Origin of the sequence: Methylorubrum podarium, assembly GCF_040270385.1 — a bacterium.
Taxonomy (GTDB): domain Bacteria; phylum Pseudomonadota; class Alphaproteobacteria; order Rhizobiales; family Beijerinckiaceae; genus Methylobacterium; species Methylobacterium podarium.
In genome coordinates, this window is the sequence record NZ_JBELQE010000124.1 from 33,013 (window position 1) to 57,777 (window position 24,765).

At 67.6% G+C, this 24,765-nt stretch carries 22 protein-coding genes and 2 pseudogenes; 11 read left to right on the forward strand and 13 right to left on the reverse strand.

Annotation, left to right across the window (positions count from 1 at the left end):
- Positions 1-403: 403 nt before the first annotated feature.
- A complete protein-coding gene (locus tag ABS772_RS23505; RefSeq protein ID WP_350397107.1) occupies positions 404-1,582 on the forward strand; it encodes a M12 family metallo-peptidase in 1,179 nt (392 codons plus the stop codon).
- Positions 1,583-1,682: 100 nt separating this feature from the next.
- Here ABS772_RS23505 and ABS772_RS23510 read toward each other — a convergent pair.
- The 7 genes and pseudogenes from ABS772_RS23510 to ABS772_RS23540 all read right to left on the reverse strand — a co-directional run.
- A pseudogene (locus ABS772_RS23510) lies at positions 1,683-2,307 on the reverse strand (IS630 family transposase); the annotation flags it as partial.
- A gap of 9 nt (positions 2,308-2,316) precedes the next feature.
- A pseudogene (locus ABS772_RS23515) lies at positions 2,317-2,476 on the reverse strand (IS110 family transposase); the annotation flags it as partial.
- Between the two features lie 627 nt (positions 2,477-3,103).
- Positions 3,104-5,134 (reverse strand): sensor histidine kinase, encoded by a 2,031-nt coding sequence (locus tag ABS772_RS23520; protein ID WP_350397156.1) that lies wholly within the window; start codon positions 5,132-5,134, stop codon positions 3,104-3,106.
- Complete coding sequence (locus ABS772_RS23525) at positions 5,122-6,492, reverse strand: sigma-54-dependent transcriptional regulator (protein WP_350397108.1); 1,371 nt, start codon at positions 6,490-6,492, stop codon at positions 5,122-5,124. Before ABS772_RS23525 ends, ABS772_RS23520 begins: the two co-directional genes overlap by 13 nt.
- 211 nt (positions 6,493-6,703) lie before the next feature.
- A complete protein-coding gene (locus ABS772_RS23530) occupies positions 6,704-8,341 on the reverse strand; it encodes an OFA family MFS transporter (RefSeq protein ID WP_350397109.1) in 1,638 nt (545 codons plus the stop codon).
- A gap of 662 nt (positions 8,342-9,003) precedes the next feature.
- On the reverse strand, positions 9,004-9,348 hold the full coding sequence (locus ABS772_RS23535; RefSeq protein WP_350397110.1) for a winged helix-turn-helix domain-containing protein: 345 nt from the start codon (positions 9,346-9,348) through the stop codon (positions 9,004-9,006).
- Between the two features lie 100 nt (positions 9,349-9,448).
- Complete coding sequence (locus tag ABS772_RS23540; RefSeq protein ID WP_350397111.1) at positions 9,449-10,699, reverse strand: molybdopterin molybdotransferase MoeA; 1,251 nt, start codon at positions 10,697-10,699, stop codon at positions 9,449-9,451.
- A 183-nt stretch (positions 10,700-10,882) separates the two neighbouring features.
- Here ABS772_RS23540 and modA point away from each other — a divergent pair, with 183 nt between their 5' ends.
- Positions 10,883-11,680: a molybdate ABC transporter substrate-binding protein gene (modA, locus tag ABS772_RS23545; protein WP_350397112.1), complete on the forward strand. Its 798-nt coding sequence runs from the start codon at positions 10,883-10,885 to the stop codon at positions 11,678-11,680.
- A 70-nt stretch (positions 11,681-11,750) separates the two neighbouring features.
- Here modA and ABS772_RS23550 read toward each other — a convergent pair whose 3' ends face one another.
- From ABS772_RS23550 to ABS772_RS23570, 5 genes are all read right to left on the reverse strand, one after another.
- On the reverse strand, positions 11,751-12,884 hold the full coding sequence (locus tag ABS772_RS23550) for a metallophosphoesterase (RefSeq protein ID WP_350397113.1): 1,134 nt from the start codon (positions 12,882-12,884) through the stop codon (positions 11,751-11,753).
- Positions 12,885-12,919: 35 nt separating this feature from the next.
- Positions 12,920-13,972: an alpha/beta hydrolase family protein gene (locus ABS772_RS23555; protein WP_350397157.1), complete on the reverse strand. Its 1,053-nt coding sequence runs from the start codon at positions 13,970-13,972 to the stop codon at positions 12,920-12,922.
- A 572-nt stretch (positions 13,973-14,544) separates the two neighbouring features.
- Positions 14,545-15,588, reverse strand: a complete 1,044-nt coding sequence (locus ABS772_RS23560) for a YeeE/YedE family protein (protein WP_350397114.1) — start codon at positions 15,586-15,588, stop codon at positions 14,545-14,547.
- 69 nt (positions 15,589-15,657) lie between these two features.
- Entirely contained in the window at positions 15,658-16,014 is a 357-nt protein-coding gene (locus ABS772_RS23565) for an ArsR/SmtB family transcription factor (RefSeq protein ID WP_350397115.1), read from the reverse strand.
- Positions 16,015-16,069: 55 nt separating this feature from the next.
- Entirely contained in the window at positions 16,070-16,411 is a 342-nt protein-coding gene (locus ABS772_RS23570; protein ID WP_350397158.1) for a thioredoxin family protein, read from the reverse strand.
- Positions 16,412-16,503: 92 nt separating this feature from the next.
- Between ABS772_RS23570 and ABS772_RS23575 the strand changes: the two genes are divergently transcribed.
- On the forward strand, positions 16,504-17,238 hold the full coding sequence (locus ABS772_RS23575) for a cytochrome c biogenesis CcdA family protein (protein WP_350397117.1): 735 nt from the start codon (positions 16,504-16,506) through the stop codon (positions 17,236-17,238).
- Positions 17,239-17,255: 17 nt separating this feature from the next.
- Here ABS772_RS23575 and ABS772_RS23580 read toward each other — a convergent pair whose 3' ends face one another.
- Positions 17,256-17,996 (reverse strand): hypothetical protein, encoded by a 741-nt coding sequence (locus ABS772_RS23580; protein ID WP_350397118.1) that lies wholly within the window; start codon positions 17,994-17,996, stop codon positions 17,256-17,258.
- A gap of 78 nt (positions 17,997-18,074) precedes the next feature.
- Between ABS772_RS23580 and ABS772_RS23585 the strand changes: the two genes are divergently transcribed.
- The 8 genes from ABS772_RS23585 (at position 18,075) to ABS772_RS23620 (ending at position 24,751) form a co-directional block, all read left to right on the forward strand.
- Positions 18,075-18,650, forward strand: coding sequence for a thioredoxin family protein (locus tag ABS772_RS23585; protein ID WP_350397119.1), 576 nt, complete (start codon positions 18,075-18,077; stop codon positions 18,648-18,650).
- Positions 18,651-18,818: 168 nt separating this feature from the next.
- Positions 18,819-19,295 carry a sulfur oxidation c-type cytochrome SoxX gene (gene soxX, locus ABS772_RS23590; RefSeq protein ID WP_350397120.1) on the forward strand — a complete coding sequence of 159 codons (477 nt, stop codon included), beginning with the start codon at positions 18,819-18,821 and terminating at the stop codon, positions 19,293-19,295.
- A 17-nt stretch (positions 19,296-19,312) separates the two neighbouring features.
- Positions 19,313-19,771 (forward strand): thiosulfate oxidation carrier protein SoxY, encoded by a 459-nt coding sequence (soxY, locus tag ABS772_RS23595; RefSeq protein ID WP_350397122.1) that lies wholly within the window; start codon positions 19,313-19,315, stop codon positions 19,769-19,771.
- A 44-nt stretch (positions 19,772-19,815) separates the two neighbouring features.
- On the forward strand, positions 19,816-20,145 hold the full coding sequence (gene soxZ / locus ABS772_RS23600) for a thiosulfate oxidation carrier complex protein SoxZ (RefSeq protein WP_350397123.1): 330 nt from the start codon (positions 19,816-19,818) through the stop codon (positions 20,143-20,145).
- Between the two features lie 55 nt (positions 20,146-20,200).
- Positions 20,201-21,043 (forward strand): sulfur oxidation c-type cytochrome SoxA, encoded by an 843-nt coding sequence (gene soxA / locus ABS772_RS23605; RefSeq protein WP_350397124.1) that lies wholly within the window; start codon positions 20,201-20,203, stop codon positions 21,041-21,043.
- A gap of 15 nt (positions 21,044-21,058) precedes the next feature.
- Positions 21,059-22,738, forward strand: coding sequence for a thiosulfohydrolase SoxB (gene soxB / locus ABS772_RS23610; protein WP_350397125.1), 1,680 nt, complete (start codon positions 21,059-21,061; stop codon positions 22,736-22,738).
- 53 nt (positions 22,739-22,791) lie between these two features.
- Positions 22,792-24,087, forward strand: a complete 1,296-nt coding sequence (soxC, locus tag ABS772_RS23615; protein ID WP_350397126.1) for a sulfite dehydrogenase — start codon at positions 22,792-22,794, stop codon at positions 24,085-24,087.
- Complete coding sequence (locus tag ABS772_RS23620) at positions 24,071-24,751, forward strand: c-type cytochrome (RefSeq protein ID WP_350397127.1); 681 nt, start codon at positions 24,071-24,073, stop codon at positions 24,749-24,751. Before soxC ends, ABS772_RS23620 begins: the two co-directional genes overlap by 17 nt.
- Positions 24,752-24,765 lie beyond the last annotated feature (14 nt).

Sequence of the window (24,765 nt, forward strand, 5' to 3'; positions counted from 1 at the left end):
CGGCGATGAGTTTTCCAAGCTATAGTATTTTATCTGATGTTTATAAAGCCAAATTTCATGTCTCTTTATCATGCTTCGCACAGGTAATGAAATATATTCTCTGAGCGTTATTTATATTTTCATTGAATAAATCGCCAGGATCGTTCTAAGGCTGCGCCCGGTTTCGGCTTAACATGCGTTCTATATCGCGGGACGTCCGCTCTGGATTATTAGCCTAGACAATGCTCGTAAGTCCTAGCGAGGCTTGTCGAAGATCATGGCGGTTGCCAACCTAGGTACGCCAGATTAGTCAGTTTTCGTTCGGATGATCGAATTAGTAGAGTGACTGAACTCGTCATCTTATCAAGCATGCATGATAGATTTGTCTTGACAAGATCGCGACTTTGCAAGCAGGAGGTTAAAAATGGGAACCGATGTATTTATTGAGCCAGATACAGGATATGATGGAAAAATTCCAATAAATGACAGTACAATTCGCTATCGGCTAGTACACATAAATCCAAGTTCATTGAACCTGCTGCACGATGCACATGATATAGAGAATGCCGGGTTGGGACTATCGGCTAATTTATTTGATGACATTAAGGTAAACTTATTGCTTTCTCAAAAGACGAGTGCCAGAGATAAGACTGTCTTCTATGGTTCTGTCGTCATGGCGAAACAAAGCGACGTTACTGTCATAGTAAGAGGCGAACGGCTCTCGGCTACTATCTTCACCGAGGAGCAGATGTTCCGAGTTGAGCCGCTCAGTAAAAAAATGCATGTCATCAAAGAAATAAATTTGGAAATGGAAAGTGACTGCGAAGTAAAAAATCTCAGCGAGGATTGTGAGTCAAGCGATGGGGTGGATAGTAAAAAAATTTCAAAAGCAATCAAAGCGATAGATACAACTAGAATATCGGGTAACCCACACATTATTTCAATACTAATATTATACACACCCTCGGTAAAGGATAGCTTCTCATCCGAAGAATCGTTGAATATATATATAGATGATATGATCACCGAGTCAACTAAATACTTCTCAGAGTGCGATATTAATGCAAAATTTACGTATACAGCAAGAGAGATCAATCGCGACTTTCCCGCCGCAGCGGATGAATGTCTCGAAATGATAAAAGATGACCCCGAAATTGCTCGTTGGAGGTTGGAAGACAAGGCAGACTTGGTTTCTTTGCTGAGGGTAAGTAGAGGTAGTGTGGCTTACTGCCTAGGTTCAATAAATCATGGAAATCCTAAAAAGGGATTTTCAGTAGTAAATCTTGATAATTCCAGGGATGTTTTTTCATTTATTCATGAAATCGCTCACAACATGGGTTGTGCTCACGATCCAGAAGGAGATCATCTAGATTGTAAAGGTGCGGATACAATAGCTCGTGGCCACATTTTCGAGGTGCATGGGAAAAAGCGAAAGACGATCATGGCATACGGTTCGGCAAAACGAATTCCGCGATTCTCTGGGACTGATGTATCTTGGGATGGCGTGTTGACGGGAAGGGCAGACCGTAACAACTCGGCTATACTTCGCAATACAGTGAAAACGGTTGCGACATACTTCGAAAGCTTATATAATGAAGTTTAGATGATTAATTTACGGCAACCACGGTGTCTCTCAGTGCAGGGTGAGCCAGAGAATCAACCGGGCACGTTGGGGTAGCTGCGTCGTAGCGTGCAGCGGGAAGTTAGTTGCGGTACTCATCTGGTGTGAAGCGCCTCAAAGCACGTTGAATGGATGGTTCAGAGGTCCGTGACGGCGCGGGCAGCCTCGGCGTGCAGGAAGGCCCTGAGCTTGGCGACGGCCAGTTTGACTGGGTTGAGTTCGGGCGAGGAGGCGCGCTACCGAACTCGTTGTGCTTGCCGATGACGCTGACCTTATAGGTATGCAGGTTCGAGCACGACCGTATGGCTGAGTCTCAGAGCCGGCACCAAGGTCCCCTCGACATAGCCGTGGAAGCGAGCGCCCGCCATCGGCGTCGAAGAACGCGCTGGTCGTCAAACCGCTGGCGCGCTGGCTGGCGGTGACGGTGATGGCTTTTCCAATGACCAGACGGCACCGCCACCCAGCGGCGCTCGCCGCGTGGTGCGCGCCCGTAGCGGCGACTCATCCTTGTCATGGTCTTGTTAGGAACACGAGACTGTCCGGATCGAGATCGAACTGGCCCTCGAAACAGGACAGGCGGGCCGACTTGACCTCTCCCCGATCCTGCTCGGCCGCGTGGCCAGTGATTTTTTTCTATGCCTGATGCCGTGGCGCTTGAAGAAACGCGACAGCCTTGTGATCACGATCTGTGGGCTACGCCACACGAGCGCGCAGTCGGTCGCCTCCAAGCCGCAGGTCACCGGGTGGCCGAGATTGGGCACGAACGCGATCAGACGGTCGTGCTATGTGCGGGTGTTGAGGACGCTCAACCGGCGACGACGGCTTGAGCCGGGCACCTCGATCAGGATGTCGTTGCCGAGCCTTGGCAACGTCGATGTCTACGAGAACGCCTTCGGGCGGAGTAAGCTGTGGTCTGGACCGCGTCGAGGAAGAGGCCTTCTATGTGCTCGACGGGGTGTGCGACTGGCAGGTCAGCGAACATACCGGTCATACCGACGACGCGTAGAGTGCGGCAGTCCTGAGCGTTCAAGGATAAGCGTCGGCGCCGGGTGGGCGGTCGCCGCTGGTCACCGATACGACGGGGATCGATGGATCGCGCTGATGGTCTCGTCCGGTGACGAGAAGGAACGAGCGAAGGACGGCTCGACCTGAACGGCGCTGTGGCACGGTTCTGTAGGTCTTGGAGAGACGGCCAACGGCCAGATGGTGGTCCCGACCGTGATAGTTTGCACGGGTGGCGGCCCACCCCGTCGCGGACGGCCTTGAGTCTTGTCGCCGCTCCACTGGACTGCTACAAATCCTGTGGCGGCAGCAAGGCCAAGTGTCTTTAGGATTTCAGGTTTTTCTTTCCGGCTAGACTGGTCCGTATCCAGGTCCCCCAGCCACTCAAGCTCCTCAGCCACCGAATCGTTAGCGTCTCGCGCGGTCGTCCTGCGGAGCGGGCCTTTTGTTGCAGGCCGCCTCACGGCGATGCCGACCATCAGGACCTGCGGTCACCGGATATCAAGCCGGACGGTGCGTCGTCGGGAGCCAGATCACGAAGATCGAGCCTCGTTCGAGCTCGCTGTCGACCGTGATGGTCCCGCCGTAGCGGGCGATCAGCGTGTAGCTGATCGAGAGGCCCAACCCCGTACCGCCATGCGTCCGGGTGGTGAAGAAGGGGTCGAAGATCTTGCGCAGCCGGTCGGCCGGAATGCCGATGCCGGTATCCGCCACCTCGATCGCGACGCCGTCGAGGCCGGAGCGGTCCTCGTCCCGCGTGCTCAGGCGCAGCAGGCCGCCCTCCGGCATGGCGTGGATGGCGTTGACCATCAGGTTGATCACGACCTGCTGCAGCTCCGTCCGGCTGACCTCGACGGTGCGCGTCGCCGTGTCCCCCCTCTCGATCGCGACGGCGGCGCGTTCGAGGAGATGGCGGACGAGCACCAGGCAATCGGTGACGACGTCGGCCGGCACGACGGTCTCGACATAGCCGGCATACTCGTCCGGACGGGCGAACTGCAGCAGACGGGTGACGATCATGTTCACCCGGTGGACCTGCTGGTCGATCAGGTCGAACTCGGTCCGGACCTCGTCGGCCGCGGGGCCGAGCGCCTCGCGCGCGACCTCGAGGTTGCCCTGGATGACGGCGATCGGGTTGTTGATCTCGTGGGCGACGCCGGCGGTGATCTCGCCGATCGAGGCGAGCTTCTCGGACATGACGAGTTGCCGGCGGGTCTCCTCGAGCTGGCGGGTGCGCTCCTCCACGCGGGCATCGAGCTCGCGCGCGAAGGCCCGCAATTCCGCGTCGCGCGCCTGGAGACGGTCGAGCAATTCGTCGAAGCGGCGGGCCACGAGCCCGATCTCGTCCTGGCTTAGAACGGTGCCGGTCCGGGCACCGAGGTCGCCAGCATCGACGGCGGCGATCGTCCGGTTCATCCGCTCCAGCGGCTTGAAGATCGCCCGGGCGAGGCGGAGCAGGAACGGAACCGTCACGAGGGCGGCGATGGTGAAGGCGGCCACGACCGCCGCCACCATCGCCCAGCGCGCCAGCCGGAACGGGCGTTCGAGGAAGCCGACATAGAGCATGCCGACCCGCCGGCCGGTGCTGTCGGTGACCGGCTCGTAGGCCGAGATGTAGCGGTCGTTCACCACGAACGCGCTGTCGAGCCAGATGCGGCCCCGGCCGAGCACGGCGTCGCGCACTTCTCTCGAGACCCGCGTGCCGAGGGCGCGGCGGCTGCCGAACAGGCGCACGTTCGTGGCGACCCGGACGTCGTCGAGGAACAGCGTCGCCGTGCCCTGGCTGCTGCCGGGCAGGTCGGCATGGGCGTAGATCAGGTCGTTGAGGGTATCGACGAAGCCGAGATTGCCGTTCAGCAGCGAGCCGCCGACGAGGGCGCCCGTCCGCGCCTCGCCCGCGCTGTCCGGCAGCGGCGCGGGGCTGGCGGAGTGGACGACGAGGCCCCGGGTCTCCACGGTGCGGTCGGTCTCGGCGGCGGCCGGCGTCGGCACGAGATCCAGGCGTGCCCGCGCCGCGAGACCGGGCGAGAGGGCGTCCAGCGCGTCCGCGTCGAACACGTCGATCGCGGTCTCCGGCTTGCCGCCGAGCGCGGCGTCGACGACCCGCCATCGCGCGCCGCCCGACGGTCTGGCTCCGGCGGGCGAGGCGGCCACGATCACGCCGTCGGCCGCCGTCAGGTACAGGAAGTCGAGGCCGAGCGTCTTCCGACGCTCCTCCAGGAGGGCGTCGAGTCCGCCCGCGCGGGCCGCCTCGGCGAAGGCCGCCGACTGTCCGAGCGCCGCGATCTGCTCGTCGCCGCGCTCCATGATGCGGCGCAGATACTGGCGGGCGATGATCAGGTCGTCATGCGCCTTCGAGACCAGGAGCGCATCGAACTGCCCGAGCCACCAGAACAGGGCGAAGCCGAGGACGATGGGAAGCACCGCTCCCATCGGCAGCAGGGCGATGGCGAGCAGCCGCGTGCGAACCGAGCGCAGGCCCGAGACGTTCGGGGGCGGATCAGGCGCCTTCGGATCGGTCACGCATTCCATTCCGCGCATTTGCGGTCGAGGGTCTTGCGCGACACGCCGAGCCGCCGCGCGGCCTCGGCCCGATTCCCGTCGGCGGCGGCGAGCACCCGCAGGATGTGGCGCTTCTCCACCTCGGCGAGGTCGTCGGTCCGGATCTCGGCGGTCGCCCCGGAACCGGGCTCGCCGAAGGTCCCGAGGATCAGGGCGCGCTCGATCCGGTTGCGAAGCTCGCGGGCGTTGCCCGGCCAAGCATAGGCCTCGAATCGCTGCAGCACGCTCGGCGGGATCGGCAGGGGCGGCAGCCCGAGCTGGGCCGAGAGCTGATCCATGAACATCCGCGCGAGGGGCTCGATGTCCTCGACGCGCTCGCGCAGCGGCGGCAGGTGGATGCGGACGACGTCCAGCCGGTAGTAGAGGTCCGCCCGGAACCGGCCGGAGGCGACCCGCTCGGCGAGGTCGGCATTGGTCGCGGCGATCAGGCGGACATCGATCGGGATCTCACGGTCCGAGCCCACGGGGCGGACCTTGCGGTCCTCGATCACCCGCAAGAGTTTTGCCTGCAGCGCGAGCGGCAACTCGGCGATCTCGTCGAGGAAGAGCGTGCCGCCCTGAGCGTAGAAGAAGAGACCCTCGCGCGACGAGGCGGCGCTGGTGAAGGCGCCCTTCACGTGGCCGAACAGCTCGCTCTCGATGATGTCGGCGGCGATCGCCCCGCAATTCACCGGGACGAAGGGCCGGTCGGCGAACGGGGACTGCTCGTGCAGCGCCCGCGCCGTGACCTCCTTGGCCGTCCCCGATTCGCCCGTGACGAGCACGGTGCTGCGGGTCGCGGCGGCGCGGGCGACGAGTTCGCGGGTGCGCACCATCTGCGCCGAGGTGCCGACGATGCGCTCGACGGCCTGCGCGCGGGCCGGCGGGCTCAGCTGGCGGCGCAGGACGAAGTTCTCCCGCCGCAGGGCCGAGCGGTCGAGACAGCGAACGACCGCGTTGAGGATCTGCTTGGTGCGGAACGGCTTGAGCACGAAGTCGGCCGCGCCCGCCCGGACGGCCTCGATCGCCGTCTCGAGATCGGCGAAGGCGGTGATCAGGATCACTTCCGTGAACAGGCCGTCGCGCCGCAGGTCCGCGAGCCAGGACAGCCCCGTGCGTCCGCCGAGGATGTTGTCGAGGATGATGAGGTCGAAGCTGCTCGCCTCGATCAGCCGGCCCGCGGCGGCGGTATCGCCGACCGCCTCGACCCGGGCGCAGCGCGGCGCCAGCGTCCGGACCAGGAAGTTGCGCATGCCGGGCTCGTCGTCGACGACGAGGATGTGCGCCTTGGCGAGCCACGGGTCGCTGGTCGCAGCGGAAGCGTCTGTCGCGCCTGGGCCGTCTGTCATGGAACCGCGATCGGGCCAGCGGGAGGGGCTGCCGCAAGCAGGCCCGGAGCGACGCCTGCTTCGTGTCTCTCACAAAACTCCCGCTGCGCCGTCGCGGTCGAATGGGACGCGGCCGGTGACCGGGAGTTTTGTGAGGCACTCTTAGAGGAATTCCCTCCCGCTGGCGATGCGCCGACCCGCCGGCACGGGGCCGGCGGGTTGCAGGGGCGCGTCAATGCAACAGGATCGCCGTCTTCTGGAGCGTGATCAGCACGCCGACCGCGAGCGGCACGCCGACCGCCGCCCAGGCCAGCACGACGAGCACGGGCGACGCCGTGGGCTCGGCCGTCGGCGTCGCGGCGAGCGACGCCTGCGCCTCGGGACGGACCGCGGCGGGAGCCGCCTTGTCCTCGGCCATGTAATGGCGCGCCGCGACCGGCCGGACCAGGAGGTTGCAGATCAGGCCGAGGACCAGGAGCCCGGCCAGGATGTACATGGTCTGGTTATAGGCCTGCGCGTTGGGCAGGCCCGCGGCGATCTGGTACTCGCGCAGGTAGTTGACGAGCACCGGGCCGAGGATGCCCGCCGTCGCCCAGGCGGTCAGCAGCCGCCCGTGGATGGCGCCGACCATCTTGGTCCCGAACATGTCGGCGAGATAGGCCGGCACCGTGGCGAAGCCGCCGCCGTACATCGAGATGATGATGCCGACCGCGAGCACGAAGAACAGCGTCGTGCCGAGACCCGCCAGCGTCGGCACCGCGGCGTAGAGCACGATGCCGAGGAGGAAGAAGATCGCGAAGGTGAGCTTGCGCCCGAGCTTGTCCGACGAGGTCGCCCACAGGAAGCGTCCGCCGATGTTGCACAGGCTGAGCAGCCCGGTGAAGCCCGCCGCGATGGCCGCGATCTGCGCCTTCTGCGCGGCATCGAGCTGGCCGAAGGGGATGTCGAGCCCGATCAGACGGCCGCCGAACATCTCCTGCAGCATCGGCGAGGCCATGCCGATGACGCCGATGCCGGCCGACACGTTGAGGCAGAGCGCGGCCCAGATCAGCCAGAATTGCGGCGTGCGGGTCGCGACGCCGAGATCGACGTTGCGCGAGGAGACCATGGCGCTCTTGGTCGTGGCGGGCGGCGTCCAGCCGGCCGGCTTCCAATCCTCCCGGGGCACCCGGTAGCCGAGGGCGCCCGCCGTCATGAACACGGCGTAGATCAGCGCCATCGCCACGAAGGTCTGCCAGACGCCGACGGAGGTCGGGCTGGCGAACTGGCGCATCAGCCAGTCGGCCAGCGGCGCGCCGATCATCGCGCCGCCGCCGAAGCCCATGATCGCCATGCCGGTGGCCATGCCGCGCCGGTCCGGGAACCACTTGATCAGCGTCGAGACCGGCGAGATGTAGCCGAGGCCGAGCCCGATACCGCCGATGACGCCGGAGCCGAGCCAGAGCATCCAGAGCTGGTGCAGGCTGACGCCGAGCGCGGAGATCAGCAGGCCGCCGCACCAGCAGAGCGCCGAGACGAGGCCGGCCTTGCGCGGCCCGGCGCGCTCCAGCCAGCCGCCCCAGACCGCCGCGGAGCAGCCGAGCAGCACGAAGAACAGGGTGTACATCCAGCCGAGCTGGCTGATCTTCCAGTCGCAGCCCGTCGCGACCAGGGAGCCGAGGAAGCCCATCTCGGCCGGGCAGGCGACCGGCTGCGTGATGCCGACGGCGCGCGAGAGCGGCAGCCAGAACACGCTGAAGCCGTAGGCCATGCCGATGCAGAGATGGATCGCGAGCGCGGCCGGCGGCACCAGCCAACGGTTGAAGCTGGGCGCGGCGACCGTGCGCTCGCGACTGAAAAAGCCGGGTTCGGCGGCGATGGTGACGGACATGGATCCTCCTGGCGCGATTTCTCGAGGTGCGGTCTTCGCCGCACTTCGGAGGTTGCGTCAGCAATGTCCGAGCCATTCGGGGAAATGCTGAATTTCGCGATGCTGTGCAGGAACTTGGACAAATCTGGCGCCGGATGGCGTCTGGACAATTTGTCGACTTTATCCGCCAGCTTTTCTCTTGAGAGTGGACAAAATGACCGTGCCGATCGCCTGCGTCCTGCCACGAGACGCGATGGCGTTGGGTTCGATGGCGACGTGGTGCGGGGCGGGGTTTCGAAGGGTTCCGCGGGTCTCCGTTGCGCCCGAGGCGATCGTCCTCGGCTTTTCTCGAGGCGGTTCCGGCCGGCGCCCTGACGATCGCCGCCGCCGGGATGCTGTTTCGAAGGTATGCCCTCATCCGTTTCCGGTTGATCACCTGTGGCCACGCCCCCTCTCCTCCCCACATGGGGGAGCGGACAGGCCATGCTCTTTCCGAAGCGATCAACCGGAAACCGGAACATGCTCCGCCGTGCTCGGGATGCGCAGAATCGAGGCACGGCGGGGATCAGGCGCTGGTTGTGAAGATGCATAGCGAGCGTCGCCCGTAAGCGTCCCGCACGACGGACAGGCGCGCAGAGGGCGGTGAGCGAACCGATTTCGAGGGCCGCTGTCGCCCGCAGATCCTACACGGCCGGATCGGCCGGCTGCGCCAGGCGGGCGAGGAACGGCGCCGCCGCCTTCTCGGCGGCGCGCTCGATCGCCCGGTAATGCGCGATGACGTCGGTGCCGAAGGCCGAGAGCCGGGCGCCGCCGCCCGCCTTGCCGCCGATCTGGGCCTCGATCACCGGGCGCCCGAAGCCCTTGTTCATGTCCTCGACGAGGAGCCAGGCGCGGCGGTAGGACATGCCCAGCGCCCGGCCCGCCGCGGAGATCGAGCCGTGCTCGGCGATCGCTTCGAGGAGCTGGACCTTGCCGGGGCCGATCCGCCAATCCGGTCCGAGATCGATGCGGATGCTCAAGCGGGCCATCTCTCTCCTCGTGCTTTTCGAACCGTTCTAGGCGCCTGCACGGGCGAAGACGAGGCCGGCATCGCGGGAGCCGCGCCCGGCGGATGCGCCCTAACCCCCTTCAGAAGCCGGGGCTGAGATCGAAGCGGAGGACCGCGACCGGCTCGCCCGGCGCGGCCGGAGGAGCGTCGGCCGGGCGGAGGACGAGAGCGTCGGCCAGGGCCAGCCCCGACAGCATCGCGTTGTCCTGGTCCGCCAGGACGGAAAACGTCGGCACGCCCCGCCCGACACGGCCGAGCCGGCCCCGCAGGAACGTCGTGCGCGGCCCGGTCGCCGGCAGCGGCGTCGCCAGGACGGCGCGCTCGGGCGACGGCTCCGCCCATCCCGCCCCCGCCAGCCGCGACATCGCGGGTCCGAGGAAGAGAAGCGCGCTCACCAGCGCCGCCACGGCATTTCCGGGCAGCCCCAGGACCGGGAGCTGTCCGAGACGCCCGAACAGGGTCGCCTTGCCCGGTCGCATGCGGACCTTCCGGAAGGCCGGCTCGAAGCCCAACTCCGCGAGGACCGGGCTCAGGAGGTCGAAGTCTCCGACCGACGCCCCGCCCGACGTGACGAGGAGATCAATCCCCGCCGTCGCGCGCGCCCGCGACAGGGCGACGGAGAGGGCCGCGCCGTCGTCCGCCGCGATGCCGAGATCGAGCGGCACCCCGCCCCAGCTCCGGACCAGCGCCTTCAGGGCCGGACGGTTGGCATTGAGGATCTGGCCCGCCTGCCCGTCCGCGAAGGCGCGCGACAGCTCGCTTCCCGTCGAGAGGACGGCGACGCGCGGCCGGCGATGGACGCGGATCTCCGCGTGGCCCGCGGCGGCGGCGAGGCCGATGTCGCGGGCGCTCAGGCGCGTCCCGGGCCGGGTCACCGGCGTGCCCGTGCCGAAATTGCTGCCGGCCGCTCGGATGTGCCGGTGCGGTTCGGCGCCCGGCAGGATGCGCAGGCGCTCGCCGACGGTCTCGGTCAGTTCCTGAACGACGACCGTATCGGCTCCGGGGGGAACCGGTGCGCCGGTGAAGATCCGCCGGCAGGTCCCGGGTGCGAGCGGCGGACCGATCGGATCGCCCGCCCTTGTCACGCCCGAACGGGCCAGGAGGGCGTCGGCATCGGCCCAACGCAGGGCGTAGCCGTCCATCGCCGCGACCGCGAAGGGGGGAGCGTCGAGGCGCGCCGGCAGGGCCTCGGCGCAGACGCGGCCGGCGGCATCGTCGAGCGGCACGCGCTCGCACCCGACCGCGCGCAGGCACCGCTCCATCCGCGCGAGGGCCTCGGCGATCTCCGGCATGTCGATGGGCGCTGTCGCGGCGGCGGTCGGCGTCTGCACGTGGGCTCCTCGGCACATCCCAACCGTCGCAATAGCCGATCGGCCCTGGTCGAAGCTATGTTTCTCCGTATATAGCGCATCCAAGGCCGGGCGCCTTCATCGCGGAGAGACGCGCAGTTGGCTGGCGAGCCTGCCCGCGGCCGCGTGATCCCCTCCCCTCATTCGAAACAGGAACTGTCGCGTATGGCCATGCTCACCCGCACCCGATTCCTGGCCGGCCTCGTCGCCCTCGCCCTGGCAGGGCCGCTGCCCGCGCCGGCCGCGGAAGCGCCGACCGTCTTCGCCGCCGCGAGCCTGAAGAACGCCCTCGACGAGATCGCCGGAACTTACGCCAAGGAGGGCAAGCCGGCCCCGCGGATCTCGTACGCGGCCTCGAACACGCTGGCCAAGCAGATCGAGCAGGGCGCGCCCGCCGACCTGTTCTTCTCGGCCGACCTCGACTGGATGGACTACCTCGCCAAGAAGGATCTCATCCGGCCCGACACGCGCGTGAGCCTGTTGGCCAACAGCATCGTCCTGATCGCCCCGAAGGACTCGAAGGCCGAGGTGACGATGGGGCCGGGCCTCGATCTCGCCTCGGCCCTCGGCTCCGGCAAGCTCGCCATGGGCAACGTCGAGGCGGTGCCGGCCGGCAAGTACGGCAAGGCGGCGCTGGAGAAGCTCGGCGGCTGGGCCGGGGTGAAGGACAGGATCGCGCAGGCGGAGAGCGTGCGGGCCGCCCTGCTCCTCGTCTCGCGGGGCGAGGCGCCGCTCGGCATCGTCTACGCCACCGACGCGGCGGCGGACGCCAACGTGAGGATCGTCGCCACCTTCCCCGCCGACAGCCACCCGGCGATCGTCTACCCGGTCGCGATCACCAAGGATTCGCGCAACCCGGACGCCGCCGCCCTCCTGACCTATCTGCGCGGACCCGCCGCCAAGACCGCCTTCGAGAAGCAGGGCTTCACCGTGCTGAGCCGCCCGGCGACCGCCGCGCAGTGACCGGCTCCCGTTGCCCGTTCGGGCAACGGCAATCCGCTTCTTCGGGTCTCGACGCCGGACCCGGGTTCGGTCAGCTGGCGCGCGGCCGGACGCCGGCGCGGAGGGTGATGCGGGTCAGCTCGGACGCGGGACCCAACCGGAGGGCGAAGCCCGGCCACAGCGCGGTGCCGTTGTTGACGTAGAGCGTCATGCCCCCGACCGCGTACGCGCCCGAGACGAAGCCGCCATTCGCCCGTGCGACGAGCCTGTCGAGGCCGACGATCATCCCGCCATGCGTGTGGCCGGACAGTTGCAGGGCGACGCCCTTCGAGGCCGCCCTGGCCGCATCCCTCGGCTGATGGTCGAGGAGGACGATCGGGGCGCCTGCCGGAGCGCCGGTCAACGCCGCGTCGAGGTCGTGGGCCGGCTGGCCCGAATGCGAGGCCGAGAGATCGGTCACGCCGGCCAGGACGACGGCATCCTCACCGCGCTTCAGGACCGTGTGCCGGTTCGCAAGCACGGCCATGCCCAAGTCGGAATAGTGGCGCATCCACGCCCGGTACTCGAAGAAATATTCGTGGTTGCCGGGGATCAGCCAGACCCCGTCGGGGGCCCGGAGATCACGCAGCGGTTCGACGTCGGCGCGTCGGGCAGCGAGGGACCCGTCGATCAGGTCGCCGGTGACCACGATGAGATCGACGCCGAGCGCGTTGGAGCGCGCCACGACCTCGCGCGCCCAACGCGCCGGGAAGAGGCGGCTGAGGTGCAAATCCGTCAGCTGAAGCAGGGTATAGCCGTCGAAGCCGGCCGGAAGGTTGTCGATCTCGACGGTGACGTCCTTGAGCGGGGGCACCCGCACGGCCTGCTGCACCGCGACCGCCGACAGAAGCATGGCCAGAGCGGCCTCGGCGTAGCGCCACGCCACCGGCTGCGACCAGCTGCCCCCAGGCACGAGCTTGCCGGCCAGCGCCGCGACATCGACCGCCAGCTGCAGCGCCGCCAACAGAAAGATGGTGCCGAAGGCCCAGTTGAACAGGATGACCAGGGCGCGTGGAAATTCGGGTGAGAAGACCGAGCCCGAGGAGAGGCGGCTCCACAGGTGGTACTGGGACGCGATGAGCAGGAGAACGGCGACGCAGGCCTTCAGCAGGAACGGCCACGGCAGAGGCCACAGCACCCTGGCGATGACGTAGAGGCAGGGCAGACCGAAGATCAGGTGGAACATGGACCGTCCGAGCGGGGCGAGGGTCGGCGCAACCGCTACGAGCGGGGACGATCTCGGCGTGATGGATGCCGCCCCGACCCGGTGACGGGGTAAGCTGTGGGCGCCACGGCGAGGAGCGGTCGCCAGGTCTCGCTCCACGACGCCAAGGGTGAGGGGTCGCCTCGGAACGTCAGGTCGAGGAAGGCCAGCGCGCCTTCCGCCGTCGCCTGCTTCACCTGCGGGTTGAGCGTCACCCCGCCCGTCAGGGCCCGGTCGGTGAAGATGCTGTGCGATCCGCCCTGGAAGACCGCCAGCGCCTTCCTCGACGTCCCGACAGCCTCGTAGACGTCGAGGCGGTCCTGCACCGGCGACCGTCGACCGGGCAACGCGATCACGTCCGCGGTCGCGGTCACGTGGAAGGTCGGCATGGTGACGGCTGCGAGAACGGCGTGCAGGTCGCGCTCGCCGTAGAATGGCGGCGCCGAGATGACGATGCCGGCCTTGAAGCGCATGTCCCTGCGGTCGATCGTCTTGCCCTCGCGAACGACGCGCGCCCCGCCGACGATCAGGGTCGTGTTCGCGCCGTAGGAATGGCCGGCGGCGACGATGCGCGCCGGGTCGATGAACGCGGCGAAGGTGCTGTCCCTGCCGAGGATCCGGTCGAGCGCGAAACTCATGTCGGCGGCCCGGGCGATGGCCTCGCGTTCGTCCGCCGCCAGGTTGACGCGGTCGAGAACCTCGAACGGATTGCCGGCCCAGACGGTGCCGTCGCTCCCGACGTGCTGCACGTGAAGGCTCGCGTAACCGTTGGCCGCCCAGTGGCGCCCGAGATAGCTGTAGCCCGTCCGCGACTGACCGAGGCCGTGCGAAAAGACGATCAAGGGAACGGGCCCCGCCGGTGCCCCCGGGGACGGCCAGTACAACCGCGCCGGCACGCGACGGTCGCGACCGGCATCAACCCAGTCCAGATCGGCGATGCGGACGTCCTCGGAAGCTGCCCCGGCCGGACGGATCGCAGGCGTGACCGCGGCGGCCGCGACGCCGCCGACGAGCATGGCCCCGAAGCGACGCCGGCTGACGCCGGGTCGCGGGAATACGTCGTCCCTCACGGGGGCCTGCCTTTTCAAGACGGTGGTCGCATCGATGCACATTGCCGGGTAAGGCATTTGCCGACAGGGACGCGGTGAGGAGGCGCACACCGCGTACGGCCCTGTCCGCGGCAAATCCACCCAGAGCAATGGCCCGCGAAAGAGCGGCTCTTCCGCCGGCACCGGTCGAACGCCCCGAAGGAGCGCATTCCGGACGTCCACCACCTCGCCGTCGAAATGTCAGAGCCCGGTCGTCCCGCGCCTTGGCAACTCCGTGCCCACCGGGTCGCAGAGTCGAGTCTCGGCTCGTCTGCGATTCCCTCGTGAGGCTACGGAGGATCTGCGCCGCGGCCGGCGCGAACTCATGGGCCGCCTCGGCCCGGGCGACGTTCGAGCTGCCAGGCGACGCGCGACGGGGCCAGATCTTGCCTTGAAACAAGGATGCCCGAGTCCTCGGGTTCAGAATTCATGGAACAAGTCTGAGAACGCCCTGTGAAAACAAGAGAAACTTGACGGATAGGGAGTTAATATCAATATTTTAGATTTAAACATCATCAACAAACATATTTCAGCGTCGCTCAAGCCTCCGAGGCTCAAGCGTGACGATCGACCAGATAGTAAAGCCCGGCTCGCGCACCTGCGAGAATGAAGGTCAAGGCGAGTATCGATCCGACCGAAAGCGTCGATAGCCCGCTCAAGCCCTGGCCGATGGTGCATCCCAGAGCCGTCACACCCCCGGTGCCCATCAGGAAGGCGCCGAGGAGGTGGCGTTTGACCTCGCGGGCGTCGTCGGGAGCCTCCCAGCGGAAGTCATCCGTGCTCCGCGCGGCAGCGAAGGCACCGAGGATGACCCCGACCACGGACCCCACGCCGAAATCGACGTTCGTTCCCGTCGCGAGCATCGCGTAGAGCAGCGTGTCGCCGACGGGGCGGGCGAAGCTGAACGAGCCGACCGTGCGCGCCTCGAATTCATCGTAGCCGGCAACCCCGTTCGTCCACCATCCGGCGGCAATCAGGCATCCGATGGCGACGGCCCCGTACAGCAGCGGACGGCTCTTCCGGAAGTCGCGGCTGGCGAGGGCGACAAGCACGAGACCCGCGGCGGCGACGATGGCCAAGGTTTCGGTGCCGACACGGCCGAGGCCGAGCAAGGTCCCGAGCCGCTGGCTCCCGACGTCCAGGCTCGACGACCCGGTGAGCGCCACCCGCGCGAGCCCGGTCAACCCGCTGATGGCCATGTAGGCCGAGAGCCCCAGGACCAGCAGGACGAGGAACGCCCGCAGGTCGCCGCCGCCGAGGCGAAGGAGGGCCCCGAAGCCGCAGGTCCCCACCAGCGCCATCCCGAACCCGAACATCGTGCCTCCGACGATCAGGGCACCCCATTCGAGGCGCGGGCCCGCATAGATCGAGCGAGCGAGGTCGAGGCCGGCATAGGTCTCCAGCAGATGGGTTCCGAGGATGGCGATGCCGGCGGCGAGCATCCAGGCGCGCGCCCTCCGCGTATCCCGCGCGTAGACGGCGTCCTCGACCGCGCCCAGCGTGCAGAACCGCCCACGGCGCGCGACCAAGCCGAGCAGCGCTCCCAGGACGAGGCCGAGCGTCGCCCGAAACAGGTGCGGGGGCAGGGATTCAAACATCGGCCGAGGCTCACGACGGAGGTTGCAACGGCATCGACCTGTCCGAAAGCGGGGGGCGTCCGCCGAAGGTCAGCCCGTCCGCGTCTCGCAGAATGCGCGATGCAGCGCCGCGATGATCTCTCTGACCTCGGGGCGGGCCAGGGCATAGTAGATGTTCTTGCCGTCCCGGCGTGCCTCGACGAGGTCGTCGGCGCGCAGGCGTGCGAGCTGCTGCGACACGGCCGGCTGGCGCAGGTTCAGCAACTGCTCGAGCTCGGACACGGACCGCTCGCCCTCCACCAGAAGGCAGAGGATGACGAGCCGGGCCTCGTGGGCGAGAGCCTTCAGAAGCTCGCTCGCGTCGCGGGCGTTGGCGAGCAGCAGTTCCAGATCGAGGGATCCGGAAGCTGCACCGTCCGTCGTCCTCTCCGCCTGCTGCAGCGGCATCGTTCCATCCTCTTCCTGGCCGTTCGCGTGCATTGGGCGTGCCGTCCGCTTCGCTTCAGGGCGAAGTGGCCGATCGAGCGAGCAGCCGCTCGGCGCGCGCCCAGAAGAAGTCTTCGCCCGGGTACCCCTCGATGCGGCCGACCTCGCGCCCGCCCTCGGCGAGAACGAAGGTCGGTGTGTAGCGGATCGGGCGCTCGAGCGTGAGTCCCGGCGGCACGCCCGCGTCGAGGTCGATGCGCCGAAGCGGCGCCCGCCGGCCCACCTCCGTCTTCGGGTAGATCGGGCCGATCACCGCGTCCCACCTCCGGCACCACGGGCAGCTGCGCCGCTCAAACATCAGCATCTCGGCGGCCTCCGCCGTCGCGGGCAGCAGGCAGAGCCCGCCCGCCCACGCCATCATGGACCGCCTCGTCGCGTGCATCGGCCTTCCCAAGCGGACCATCCCGACGCATGATATAGAAAAAATCGAATATATTCGAGGGGGGCATCGTGACCGCCGATATCGGGATCCTGACGGCCTTCGGCGCCGGGCTGCTCTCGTTTCTGTCGCCCTGCATTCTGCCGCTGGTGCCGCCCTACCTCTGCTTTCTCGCCGGCTCTTCGTTGCAGGAACTGGTCGAGCGGCCGGACCGGGGGCTGGCGCGTCGGGCCGTCCTGCGCGCGCTCGCCTTCGTGCTCGGCTTCTCGGCGGTGTTCGTGGCGCTCGGCGCGAGCGCCTCCGCGGCCGGCCAGTTCCTCGCGGACCATGTCGGCGTCCTGTCCCGGGTCGCCGGCCTCGTGATCGTGCTGCTCGGGCTCCACATGATCGGTGTCTTCCGCTGGATGCCGCTGCTGCGCGACGTGCGCTTCCAGGTCGAGGCACGGCCGGACGGCGTCGTCGGGGCCTTCCTGGTCGGGCTCGCCTTCGCGTTCGGATGGACGCCGTGCGTCGGACCGGTCCTGGCCTCCATCCTTCTTCTCGCCGGCGGGGAGGACGACGTCGCGCGCGGCGCGTGGCTGCTCGCGGCTTACGCCGCCGGAATCGGCCTGCCGTTCATCGCCGCTGCCCTCTTCACCGGCCCGTTCCTGCGGTTGGCCGGCCGGTTCCGGCGCCACCTGCGCAAAGTCGAGGCGACGATGGGCGGTGCCCTCGTGGCGACCGGGCTCGTTATCTTCGGCGGCTGGATGCCGCTGCTCGGCGCCTGGCTGACGGATGCGGTGCCCGTTCTCGGGCGTGTCGGCTGACCCAGAGCCGCAGGGCCTCACCCGTAACGGAAGGCCAGGAGCCGCTCGAAGGCGCGCAACTCGATCAGCAGGCGGTGCAGCAGCGCCGGGTCGCGGGCGTCGAGGGCCGCCGGAATCCTGGCGAGACTGGCCGACATCCCGTCCGAGAGCCGCCGGAATTCCGGATCGGACCGGATGGCCTCGCCGGCCTGAGCGTCGCAGCGGCCCATGGCGGCGGCCGCGGCGTCGGCCGCCGTCCCGACCTCGATTCGCGTCTCCGGATCGCCGAGGTCGGGACCGGCCTGACGATACCGGTCCAGCGCCTCGTAGCGCGCGGAGAGGTCAGCGATGCAGTCGGAGAAGAGGCGGAACCCGCCCGCGCGCCGCCACGCATCGAGTGGGGCGCTCGCCCCCTGGAGGACCGCGCGGGCGCGGGTGCCGTCGCCATGCTCGACGGCCTTCGCCGCCTCGGCCAGGGACGCATCGAGCGCCGCGAGGATCGGGCTCGGGTCGGAGCGCCCGCCCGTCGCTGCGACGAGCCTCGCGCCCTCGGTTTGGAGAAGCGCGCGCCAGCGGTCGAGGGCGGTCAGGGCAAGGTCGGGATTGTCGTGTGCGAGGTAGGCGAGCACCACGCGCCGCTCACCCTGAAGGCGCTCCAGGATCGCGCCGACATCCGGAGCGGGCGAGCCGCCGGCCCGCGTCGCGGGAGCAGGCGCGGCGGCCAGGAGCACGCAGAGGGCGGCTCGGCGCAGAGCCGACGGCAGGCGTCTCTGAGGCATGGAACGCGGTCCCCGGATTGCCAGGTGCCGACGAAGCACCCTACACATGCATGAAGCAGAATATTTGGAGGGAGCGCCATGTCCACCCGCCGCCGGTTCCTCGCGGGCGTCCTGGCACTCGGTCTGCCGCGGCCCGCCTTCGCCGAGCCGATCCTGGGTGATGACGGTCTCTATCGGCAGCCCTGGTTCCTCGAAAGCTTCCTCGACCTGACGGACGACCTGAAGGCGGCCCGGGATCGCGGCAGACGCCTCGCCGTGCTCTGGGAGCTGAAGGGGTGCCCCTATTGCAAGGAGATGCACCTCGTGAATTTCGCGAACGCCGAGACCAGTGCCTTCGTCCGCGACCGGTTCGAGATCCTGCAGCTCAACATCATCGGCGCGCGGGAGGTGACGGACTTCGACGGGGAGCGCCTGTCCGAGAAGCGCTTCGCGGAGAAGTACGGCATCCGCTTCACGCCGACCCTGCAGTTCTTCTCCGACGACGGCGCAGCGCTCGCGGCCAAGCGCCCGCGGGAGCGGGAGGTGCTGCGCATGCAGGGTTACGTGGCACCGGAGGACTTCAAGCGCACCTTCGCCTTCGTTTCCGAGCGAGGCTACGAGCGAAGCACCCTGCGCGAGTATCTGCGTGAAGCCGGGGGTGACCGAAAGGGCTAGGTCAGGCGCGGCGTCGGTGCCTCAAGAATTATTTCGGTTGACTCGGGACCGATCCAGGGCAAACTTGCAATAATTCGCATATGTCGATGGGTCGAGGCCCGGCGACGATGCGAGCGGCCGGAACCGGCCGCGCAAGCCGCTCAAGACGGCACACCGAGGGAACGCCAGATGCGCAGGCAGATCCATGCCTTGGCGGTCGCGGGAGCTTGCGCTCTGGCGACGGCTGCCGGAGCGGAGACGGGTTCGAGCGGCCTCGCGCCCATCCGGGTCGTGGCCGTCGACGGCACCGACGCCATCCCGGACCCCCTCACCGACAGGCCCGGCGACGCCGCCGCCGGCGCCAAGGTCGTGGTGAACCGCCGTCAGGGCAATTGCCTCGGCTGCCACCAGATCTCGTCGCTCGAGACCGAATCCTTCCACGGCGAGGTCGGCCCTTCCCTCGACGGCGTCGCGGGCCGCTGGGACGCGGCGCATCTGCGCATGATCGTGGTCAACCCCAAGCACGTCTTCACCGAGGCGACGGTGATGCCGGCCTTCTACCGGATCGACGGCCTGAGCCGCGTTCGCGCCGAATTCCAGGGCAAGCCGATCCTCACCGCCCAGCAGGTCGAGGACGTGGTCGCCTACCTCACAACCCTGAAGTGATCCGGGAGCCGCGTCCGATGAGATACGCACTGAACCGCCGCCAGGCCCTGGCCCTCGGCACCGGCGCCGCCGTCGCGGCGACGCTGTCCCTGCGCGCCGGTCCGGCCCACGCGGCCAAGAACAACAGCGCGGAGGCGATCAAGGCGTTCACCCGCGGCAAGGAGCCGGTCAGGGGCAAGGTCAAGCTCGAGCTTCCCGAGATCGCCGAGAACGGCAACACCGTGCCGATGACGGTGAGCGTCGAGGCGCCGATGACGGAGGAGAGCTTCGTCGAGGAGGTGATGATCGTCGCCGAGGGCAACCCGAACCCCGGCGTCATCAGCTTCCACTTCACGCCGTCGAGCGTCGCCGAAGCCAACACGCGCATCCGCCTCGCCGAAACCCAGAACGTCGTCGCGATCGCCCGCATGAACGACGGCTCGATCTTCAGCGACGTGAAGCAGGTGAAAGTCACCATCGGCGGCTGCGGCGGCTGACGCCCGGACGAGCCGAGACAGCAGCGCGAGACCGGGAGGACGACATGGCCGACGTGAAGCCGCGGATCAAACTGGACAAGAAGGAAGTCGCCAAGGGCGGCGTCATCGAAGTGAAGACGCTCGTCTCGCACACGATGGAATCCGGCCAGCGCAAGGACAAGGACGGCAAGACCATCCCGCGCAAGATCCTGAACACGTTCAGCTGCGACCTGAACGGCAAGACGATCTTCAGCGCCAACATGGAAGGCGCCGTCTCGGCCAACCCGTACTTCCAGTTCAAGATCAAGCCCTCGGAATCGGGAACGTTGACCTTCACCTGGATCGACGACGACGGCTCCAAGATCCAGGCCACGGAGCAGATCAAGGTCTCGTGACGCGCTCCGGAGCATCCCGCCCCGGAGAGCCCGTCCACACCGTGTCGGAGCTTCCATGCCGTCCGTTCCCCTTCGTGTGGCCCTGGCCGCCGCCGTGATCCTCGCTTCCGCCGTCCCGCCGCATGCGCAGGACGGTGCGGAGCGGCCGGCCTGGCAGGGACACGGCATCAAGCCGCAAAGCCCCGATTCCCCGTTCGAGGAGGTGGTCTCGGGCCTGTATTTCCGCTCGAAGGAAACGCAGGCCATGCAGGCCGACGACTTCAACAATCCCGGGTTTCTCGCGGTGGAGCAGGGCGAGGAACTCTGGTCGAAGGTCGACGGCGCCGCGGGCAAGTCTTGCGCGAGCTGTCACAACGATGCCGCGACGTCGATGAAGGGTGTGGCGGCGGCGTATCCGAAATGGAACGAGAAGCTCGGCAAGCCGGTCAACCTCGAGCAGCGGATCAACATCTGCCGGGGCGGGGCGCTGAAGGCGGAGCCCTGGGCCTTCGGCTCATCCGACCTCACCGCGATGACGACCTATATCCGCAACCAGTCCCGCGGCATGCCGGTCGCCGTGAAGGTCGACGGGCCGATGACGCCGTGGTTCGAGCGCGGCAAGGCCCTCTACTATCAGCGCAACGGCCAGCTCGATCTCGCCTGCGCGAGTTGCCATCAGTCGAACCACGGCAAGTATCTGCGCGCGGACTTCCTGAGCCAGGGCCAGAGCAACGGCTTCCCCGTCTACCGCCTGCGCGACCAGCGCCTCGTCCCCCTGCACGAGCGCATGGAGGGCTGCATGCAGGACGTCCGCGCCACCCCCTACAAGCCCCTCTCCGACGAGTTCATCGCGCTCGAAACCTACGTCGCCTGGCGCGGCCTCGGCCTTCCGGTCGAGACCCCGGCCGTCCGCAACTGAGCGTCGGAACCCGCGATGACCTCACGCCGCGACTTCCTGCAGATCGCCGCCGCCACCGCCGCCCTCGTGCCGTCGGGATGGACCCGCGCCTTCGCCCAGCAGCGCCTCGCCCAGGACGACCTGCTGGCCTTCGAGCCGATGGGCAACGTCACCCTGGTCCATCTGACCGATATCCACGCGCAGCTCCGGCCCGTCCTGTTCCGCGAGCCCTCGACCAATCTCGGCGTCGGCGAGGCCCGGGGGCAGGTCCCCCACGTCACCGGCCGCGCCTATCTCGACCTGTTCGGCATCCCCGGCGGCTCACCGCTCGCCTACGCCCTGACGCCGGAGGACTACGTTGCGCTGGCCCGCAGCTACGGCCGCATGGGCGGTCTCGACCGCATCGCCACGGTGCTCGACGCGATCCGTGCCGAGCGGGGCGACCGGGTCCTGTTCCTCGACGGCGGCGACACCTGGCAGAACAGCTACACGTCCATGCTGAGCAAGGGCCAGGACATGGTCGATTGCATGGCGCTTCTGAAGCCCGACGCCATGACCGGGCACTGGGAGTTCACCCTCGGCACCGACCGGGTCAAGGAGATCGTGGACGGGCTCGGCTGCCCGTTCCTCGGCCAGAACGTGCGCGACGCCGAGTGGAACGAGCCGGCCTTCGAGGCGATGCGGATGTTCGAGCGCGGCGGCGCGAAGGTCGCGGTCATCGGACAGGCCTTCCCCTACACGCCGATCGCCAATCCCCGCTGGATGATCCCGAACTGGTCCTTCGGCATCCGCGAGGAGGATGTGCAGGCGAGCGTCGACAAGGCCCGCCGGGAGGGCGCCGACCTCGTCGTGCTGCTCTCGCACAACGGCTTCGACGTCGACCGCAAGCTCGCCGCGCGGGTGAAGGGGATCGACGTCGTCCTCACCGGCCACACCCACGACGCGCTGCCGCAGGCGGTGACGGTCGGCCAGACCCTGCTCATCGCCTCTGGCAGCCACGGCAAGTTCCTCACCCGCGTCGATCTCGACGTTCGGGACGGCGCCGTGAAGGGGTTCCGGTCGAAGCTGATCCCGATCTTCTCCGACGTCATCGCGCCGCAGAAGGCGATGGCCGACAGGATCCAGGCGATCCGCGGCCCGCACGAGGCCATGCTGACGGAGGAACTCGGTCGCACCGAGGGCCTGCTCTACCGGCGCGGCAACTTCAACGGGACGCTCGACGACGTGATCTGCGACGCGCTGCTCGCGGAGCGCGAGGCCGAGATCGCCCTCTCGCCGGGCTTCCGCTGGGGCACGACCCTTCTGCCGGGGCAGCCGATCACCCGCGAGGACGTCTACAACGCCACCGCCATCACCTATCCGGCGGCCTACCGCATGCCCATGACGGGCGCCCGCCTCAAGGAGGTGCTGGAGGATGTCGCCGACAACCTCTTCAACCCCGACCCCTACTACCAGCAGGGCGGCGACATGGTCCGGGTCGGCGGCGTCTCCTACGCCATCGACGTCGCCCGCCCGGCCGGCCAGCGCATCTCCGACCTGACCCTCCTGCGGACCGGCAAGCCGATCGAGGCCGGCACGTCCTACACCGTGGCCGGCTGGGCGAGCGTCAACGAGGGCACCGAGGGGCCGCCGATCTGGGACGTCGTCACGGCGCATGTCCGGCGGAAGGGCACCGTGCGTGCGACGCCCGCGCAGGTCAGCGTCCGCGGCGCCTGATCGTGTCGAAAATATTCACGCATAAGAATATGTCTAATAGTTCGGAGAGACCCATGTCCGACCCGAAGCAGCGCCCGGACCCGTCCGGCCCGACGTCACGTCGGTCCTTCCTGCGGACCGGCCTCGCGCTCGGCGGCGCGGTCGGGGCCGGTGCGTTCGCCGGTCGGGCCGCCGCCGGAACTCCGGAGGCGAAGAACCTGCCGCCGAACGTGCCCGAATGGTCGCAGGCCCTCGGCGACGGCGTCGTCAGCCGCCCCTACGGCCGGCCTTCGAAGTTCGAGGCGGATGTGGTCCGCCGCGACGTGGAGTGGCTCACCGCCTCGCGCCAGAGTTCGGTCAGCTTCACGCCGCTGCACCAGCTGGAGGGCATCATCACCCCCAACGGCCTCGGCTTCGAGCGCCATCACGGCGGCATCGCCGAGATCGATCCGGCCGAGCACCGGCTGATGATCCACGGCCTCGTCGAGAAGCCGCTGATGCTGACGCTCGAGGACGTGAAGCGCTTCCCCCGCGTCAACCGGATCGCCTTCCTCGAATGCGCGGCCAATTCGGGCATGGAGTGGAAGGGCGCGCAGCTCAACGGCTGCCAGTTCACGCACGGCATGATCCACTGCGTGATGTACACCGGCGTGCCGCTCAAGCGCCTGCTGGAGGAGGCCGGCCTCAAGGCGAACGCCAAGTGGCTGCTGCCCGAGGGGGCCGATGCGTCGGCGATGACCCGGTCGGTGCCGATCGAGAAGGCGCTCGACGACGCCATCGTCGCCTACGCCATGAACGGGGAGGCGCTCTATCCCGAGCACGGCTACCCGATGCGCCTCGTCCTGCCCGGCTGGCAGGGCAACATGTGGGTGAAGTGGCTGCGCCGGATCAAGGTCGGCGACGAGCCCTGGCACACCCGCGAGGAGACCTCGAAATACACCGCCCTGCTGCCGGACGGGCAGGCGCGCCGCTTCACCTGGGCCATGGACGCGAAATCCGTCATCACCAATCCGAGCCCTCAGGCGCCGATGCACCACAAGGGCTTCACGGTGCTCTCCGGACTGGCTTGGTCGGGCCGCGGCGCGATCAAGGGCGTCGACATCTCCCTGGATGGCGGGCGCAACTGGCGGGCCGCCCGCCTCGACGGGCCCATCCTCGATAAGGCGCTGACGCGCTTCTACTACGAGTTCGACTGGAACGGGGATCCGCTGCTGCTGCAATCGCGCGCGATCGACCAGACCGGCTACGTCCAGCCGACGAAGGCGGCCCTGCGGCAACACCGCGGCCTCAACTCGATCTACCACAACAACGGCATCCAGACCTGGCACGTGCTGCCCAACGGGGAGATCGAGAATGTCGAGGTCGCGTAACGGGATCTCGGCGGCGCTGGCGGCCCTCGTCCTCGCCACGTCTCCGGCGGCGGCGGCGGAGCGTCTGAACATCGGCCGCGTCGCGACTCCCGAGGAGATCAAGGGCTGGGACATCGACGTGCGCCCGGACGGCCAGGGCCTGCCGGTCGGCAAGGGAACGGCGGCGCTCGGCGAGACGGTCTTCCAGGAGCGCTGCGCCAGCTGCCACGGCGAGTTCGGCGAGGGAGCCGGCCGCTGGCCCGAGCTCGCGGGAGGGGCCGGCACCCTCAAGTCGGACAGCCCCGTCAAGACCGTCGGCTCCTACTGGCCCTACGTCTCGACTGTGTTCGACTTCGTCCACCGGGCGATGCCGTTCGGCGCGGCGCAGACGCTGACGCCGGACGAGACCTACTCGGTCACCGCTTACCTTCTCTACCTCAACGACATCCTGAAGGACCAGGACTTCGAGGTGAACGAGAAGAATCTGGCCAGCATCCGCCTGCCGAACGAGAAGAACTTCTTCATGGACGACCGCGAGACCGCGGAGAAGGAGTTCTGGAACGCCGAGCCGTGCATGACGAACTGCCTGCCGAAGGAGGCGACCATCACCGGTCGCGCCCGCGTTCTCGACGTGACGCCCGAGAAGGCGTCCGAGGCGGCGAAGACTGCGCCGCCGGTGCAGTGATGTCCCGTCGGGAT

What these genes read in the sequence shown, in the direction of transcription:
- ABS772_RS23580 (WP_350397118.1), bottom strand. Translation starts at nt 17,996, where the DNA reads ATGCCTCAGAGACGCCTGCCGTCGGCTCTGCGCCGAGCCGCCCTCTGC.
- soxY (WP_350397122.1), top strand. Translation starts at nt 19,313, where the DNA reads ATGAGATACGCACTGAACCGCCGCCAGGCCCTGGCCCTCGGCACCGGC.
- ABS772_RS23505 (WP_350397107.1), top strand. Translation starts at nt 404, where the DNA reads ATGGGAACCGATGTATTTATTGAGCCAGATACAGGATATGATGGAAAA.
- ABS772_RS23525 (WP_350397108.1), bottom strand. Translation starts at nt 6,492, where the DNA reads ATGACAGACGGCCCAGGCGCGACAGACGCTTCCGCTGCGACCAGCGAC.
- soxZ (WP_350397123.1), top strand. Translation starts at nt 19,816, where the DNA reads ATGGCCGACGTGAAGCCGCGGATCAAACTGGACAAGAAGGAAGTCGCC.
- ABS772_RS23620 (WP_350397127.1), top strand. Translation starts at nt 24,071, where the DNA reads ATGTCGAGGTCGCGTAACGGGATCTCGGCGGCGCTGGCGGCCCTCGTC.
- soxA (WP_350397124.1), top strand. Translation starts at nt 20,201, where the DNA reads ATGCCGTCCGTTCCCCTTCGTGTGGCCCTGGCCGCCGCCGTGATCCTC.
- ABS772_RS23565 (WP_350397115.1), bottom strand. Translation starts at nt 16,014, where the DNA reads ATGCCGCTGCAGCAGGCGGAGAGGACGACGGACGGTGCAGCTTCCGGA.
- ABS772_RS23535 (WP_350397110.1), bottom strand. Translation starts at nt 9,348, where the DNA reads ATGGCCCGCTTGAGCATCCGCATCGATCTCGGACCGGATTGGCGGATC.
- ABS772_RS23550 (WP_350397113.1), bottom strand. Translation starts at nt 12,884, where the DNA reads ATGTTCCACCTGATCTTCGGTCTGCCCTGCCTCTACGTCATCGCCAGG.
- modA (WP_350397112.1), top strand. Translation starts at nt 10,883, where the DNA reads ATGGCCATGCTCACCCGCACCCGATTCCTGGCCGGCCTCGTCGCCCTC.
- ABS772_RS23585 (WP_350397119.1), top strand. Translation starts at nt 18,075, where the DNA reads ATGTCCACCCGCCGCCGGTTCCTCGCGGGCGTCCTGGCACTCGGTCTG.
- soxX (WP_350397120.1), top strand. Translation starts at nt 18,819, where the DNA reads ATGCGCAGGCAGATCCATGCCTTGGCGGTCGCGGGAGCTTGCGCTCTG.
- ABS772_RS23530 (WP_350397109.1), bottom strand. Translation starts at nt 8,341, where the DNA reads ATGTCCGTCACCATCGCCGCCGAACCCGGCTTTTTCAGTCGCGAGCGC.
- ABS772_RS23570 (WP_350397158.1), bottom strand. Translation starts at nt 16,411, where the DNA reads ATGGCGTGGGCGGGCGGGCTCTGCCTGCTGCCCGCGACGGCGGAGGCC.
- ABS772_RS23520 (WP_350397156.1), bottom strand. Translation starts at nt 5,134, where the DNA reads ATGGAATGCGTGACCGATCCGAAGGCGCCTGATCCGCCCCCGAACGTC.
- ABS772_RS23560 (WP_350397114.1), bottom strand. Translation starts at nt 15,588, where the DNA reads ATGTTTGAATCCCTGCCCCCGCACCTGTTTCGGGCGACGCTCGGCCTC.
- soxB (WP_350397125.1), top strand. Translation starts at nt 21,059, where the DNA reads ATGACCTCACGCCGCGACTTCCTGCAGATCGCCGCCGCCACCGCCGCC.
- soxC (WP_350397126.1), top strand. Translation starts at nt 22,792, where the DNA reads ATGTCCGACCCGAAGCAGCGCCCGGACCCGTCCGGCCCGACGTCACGT.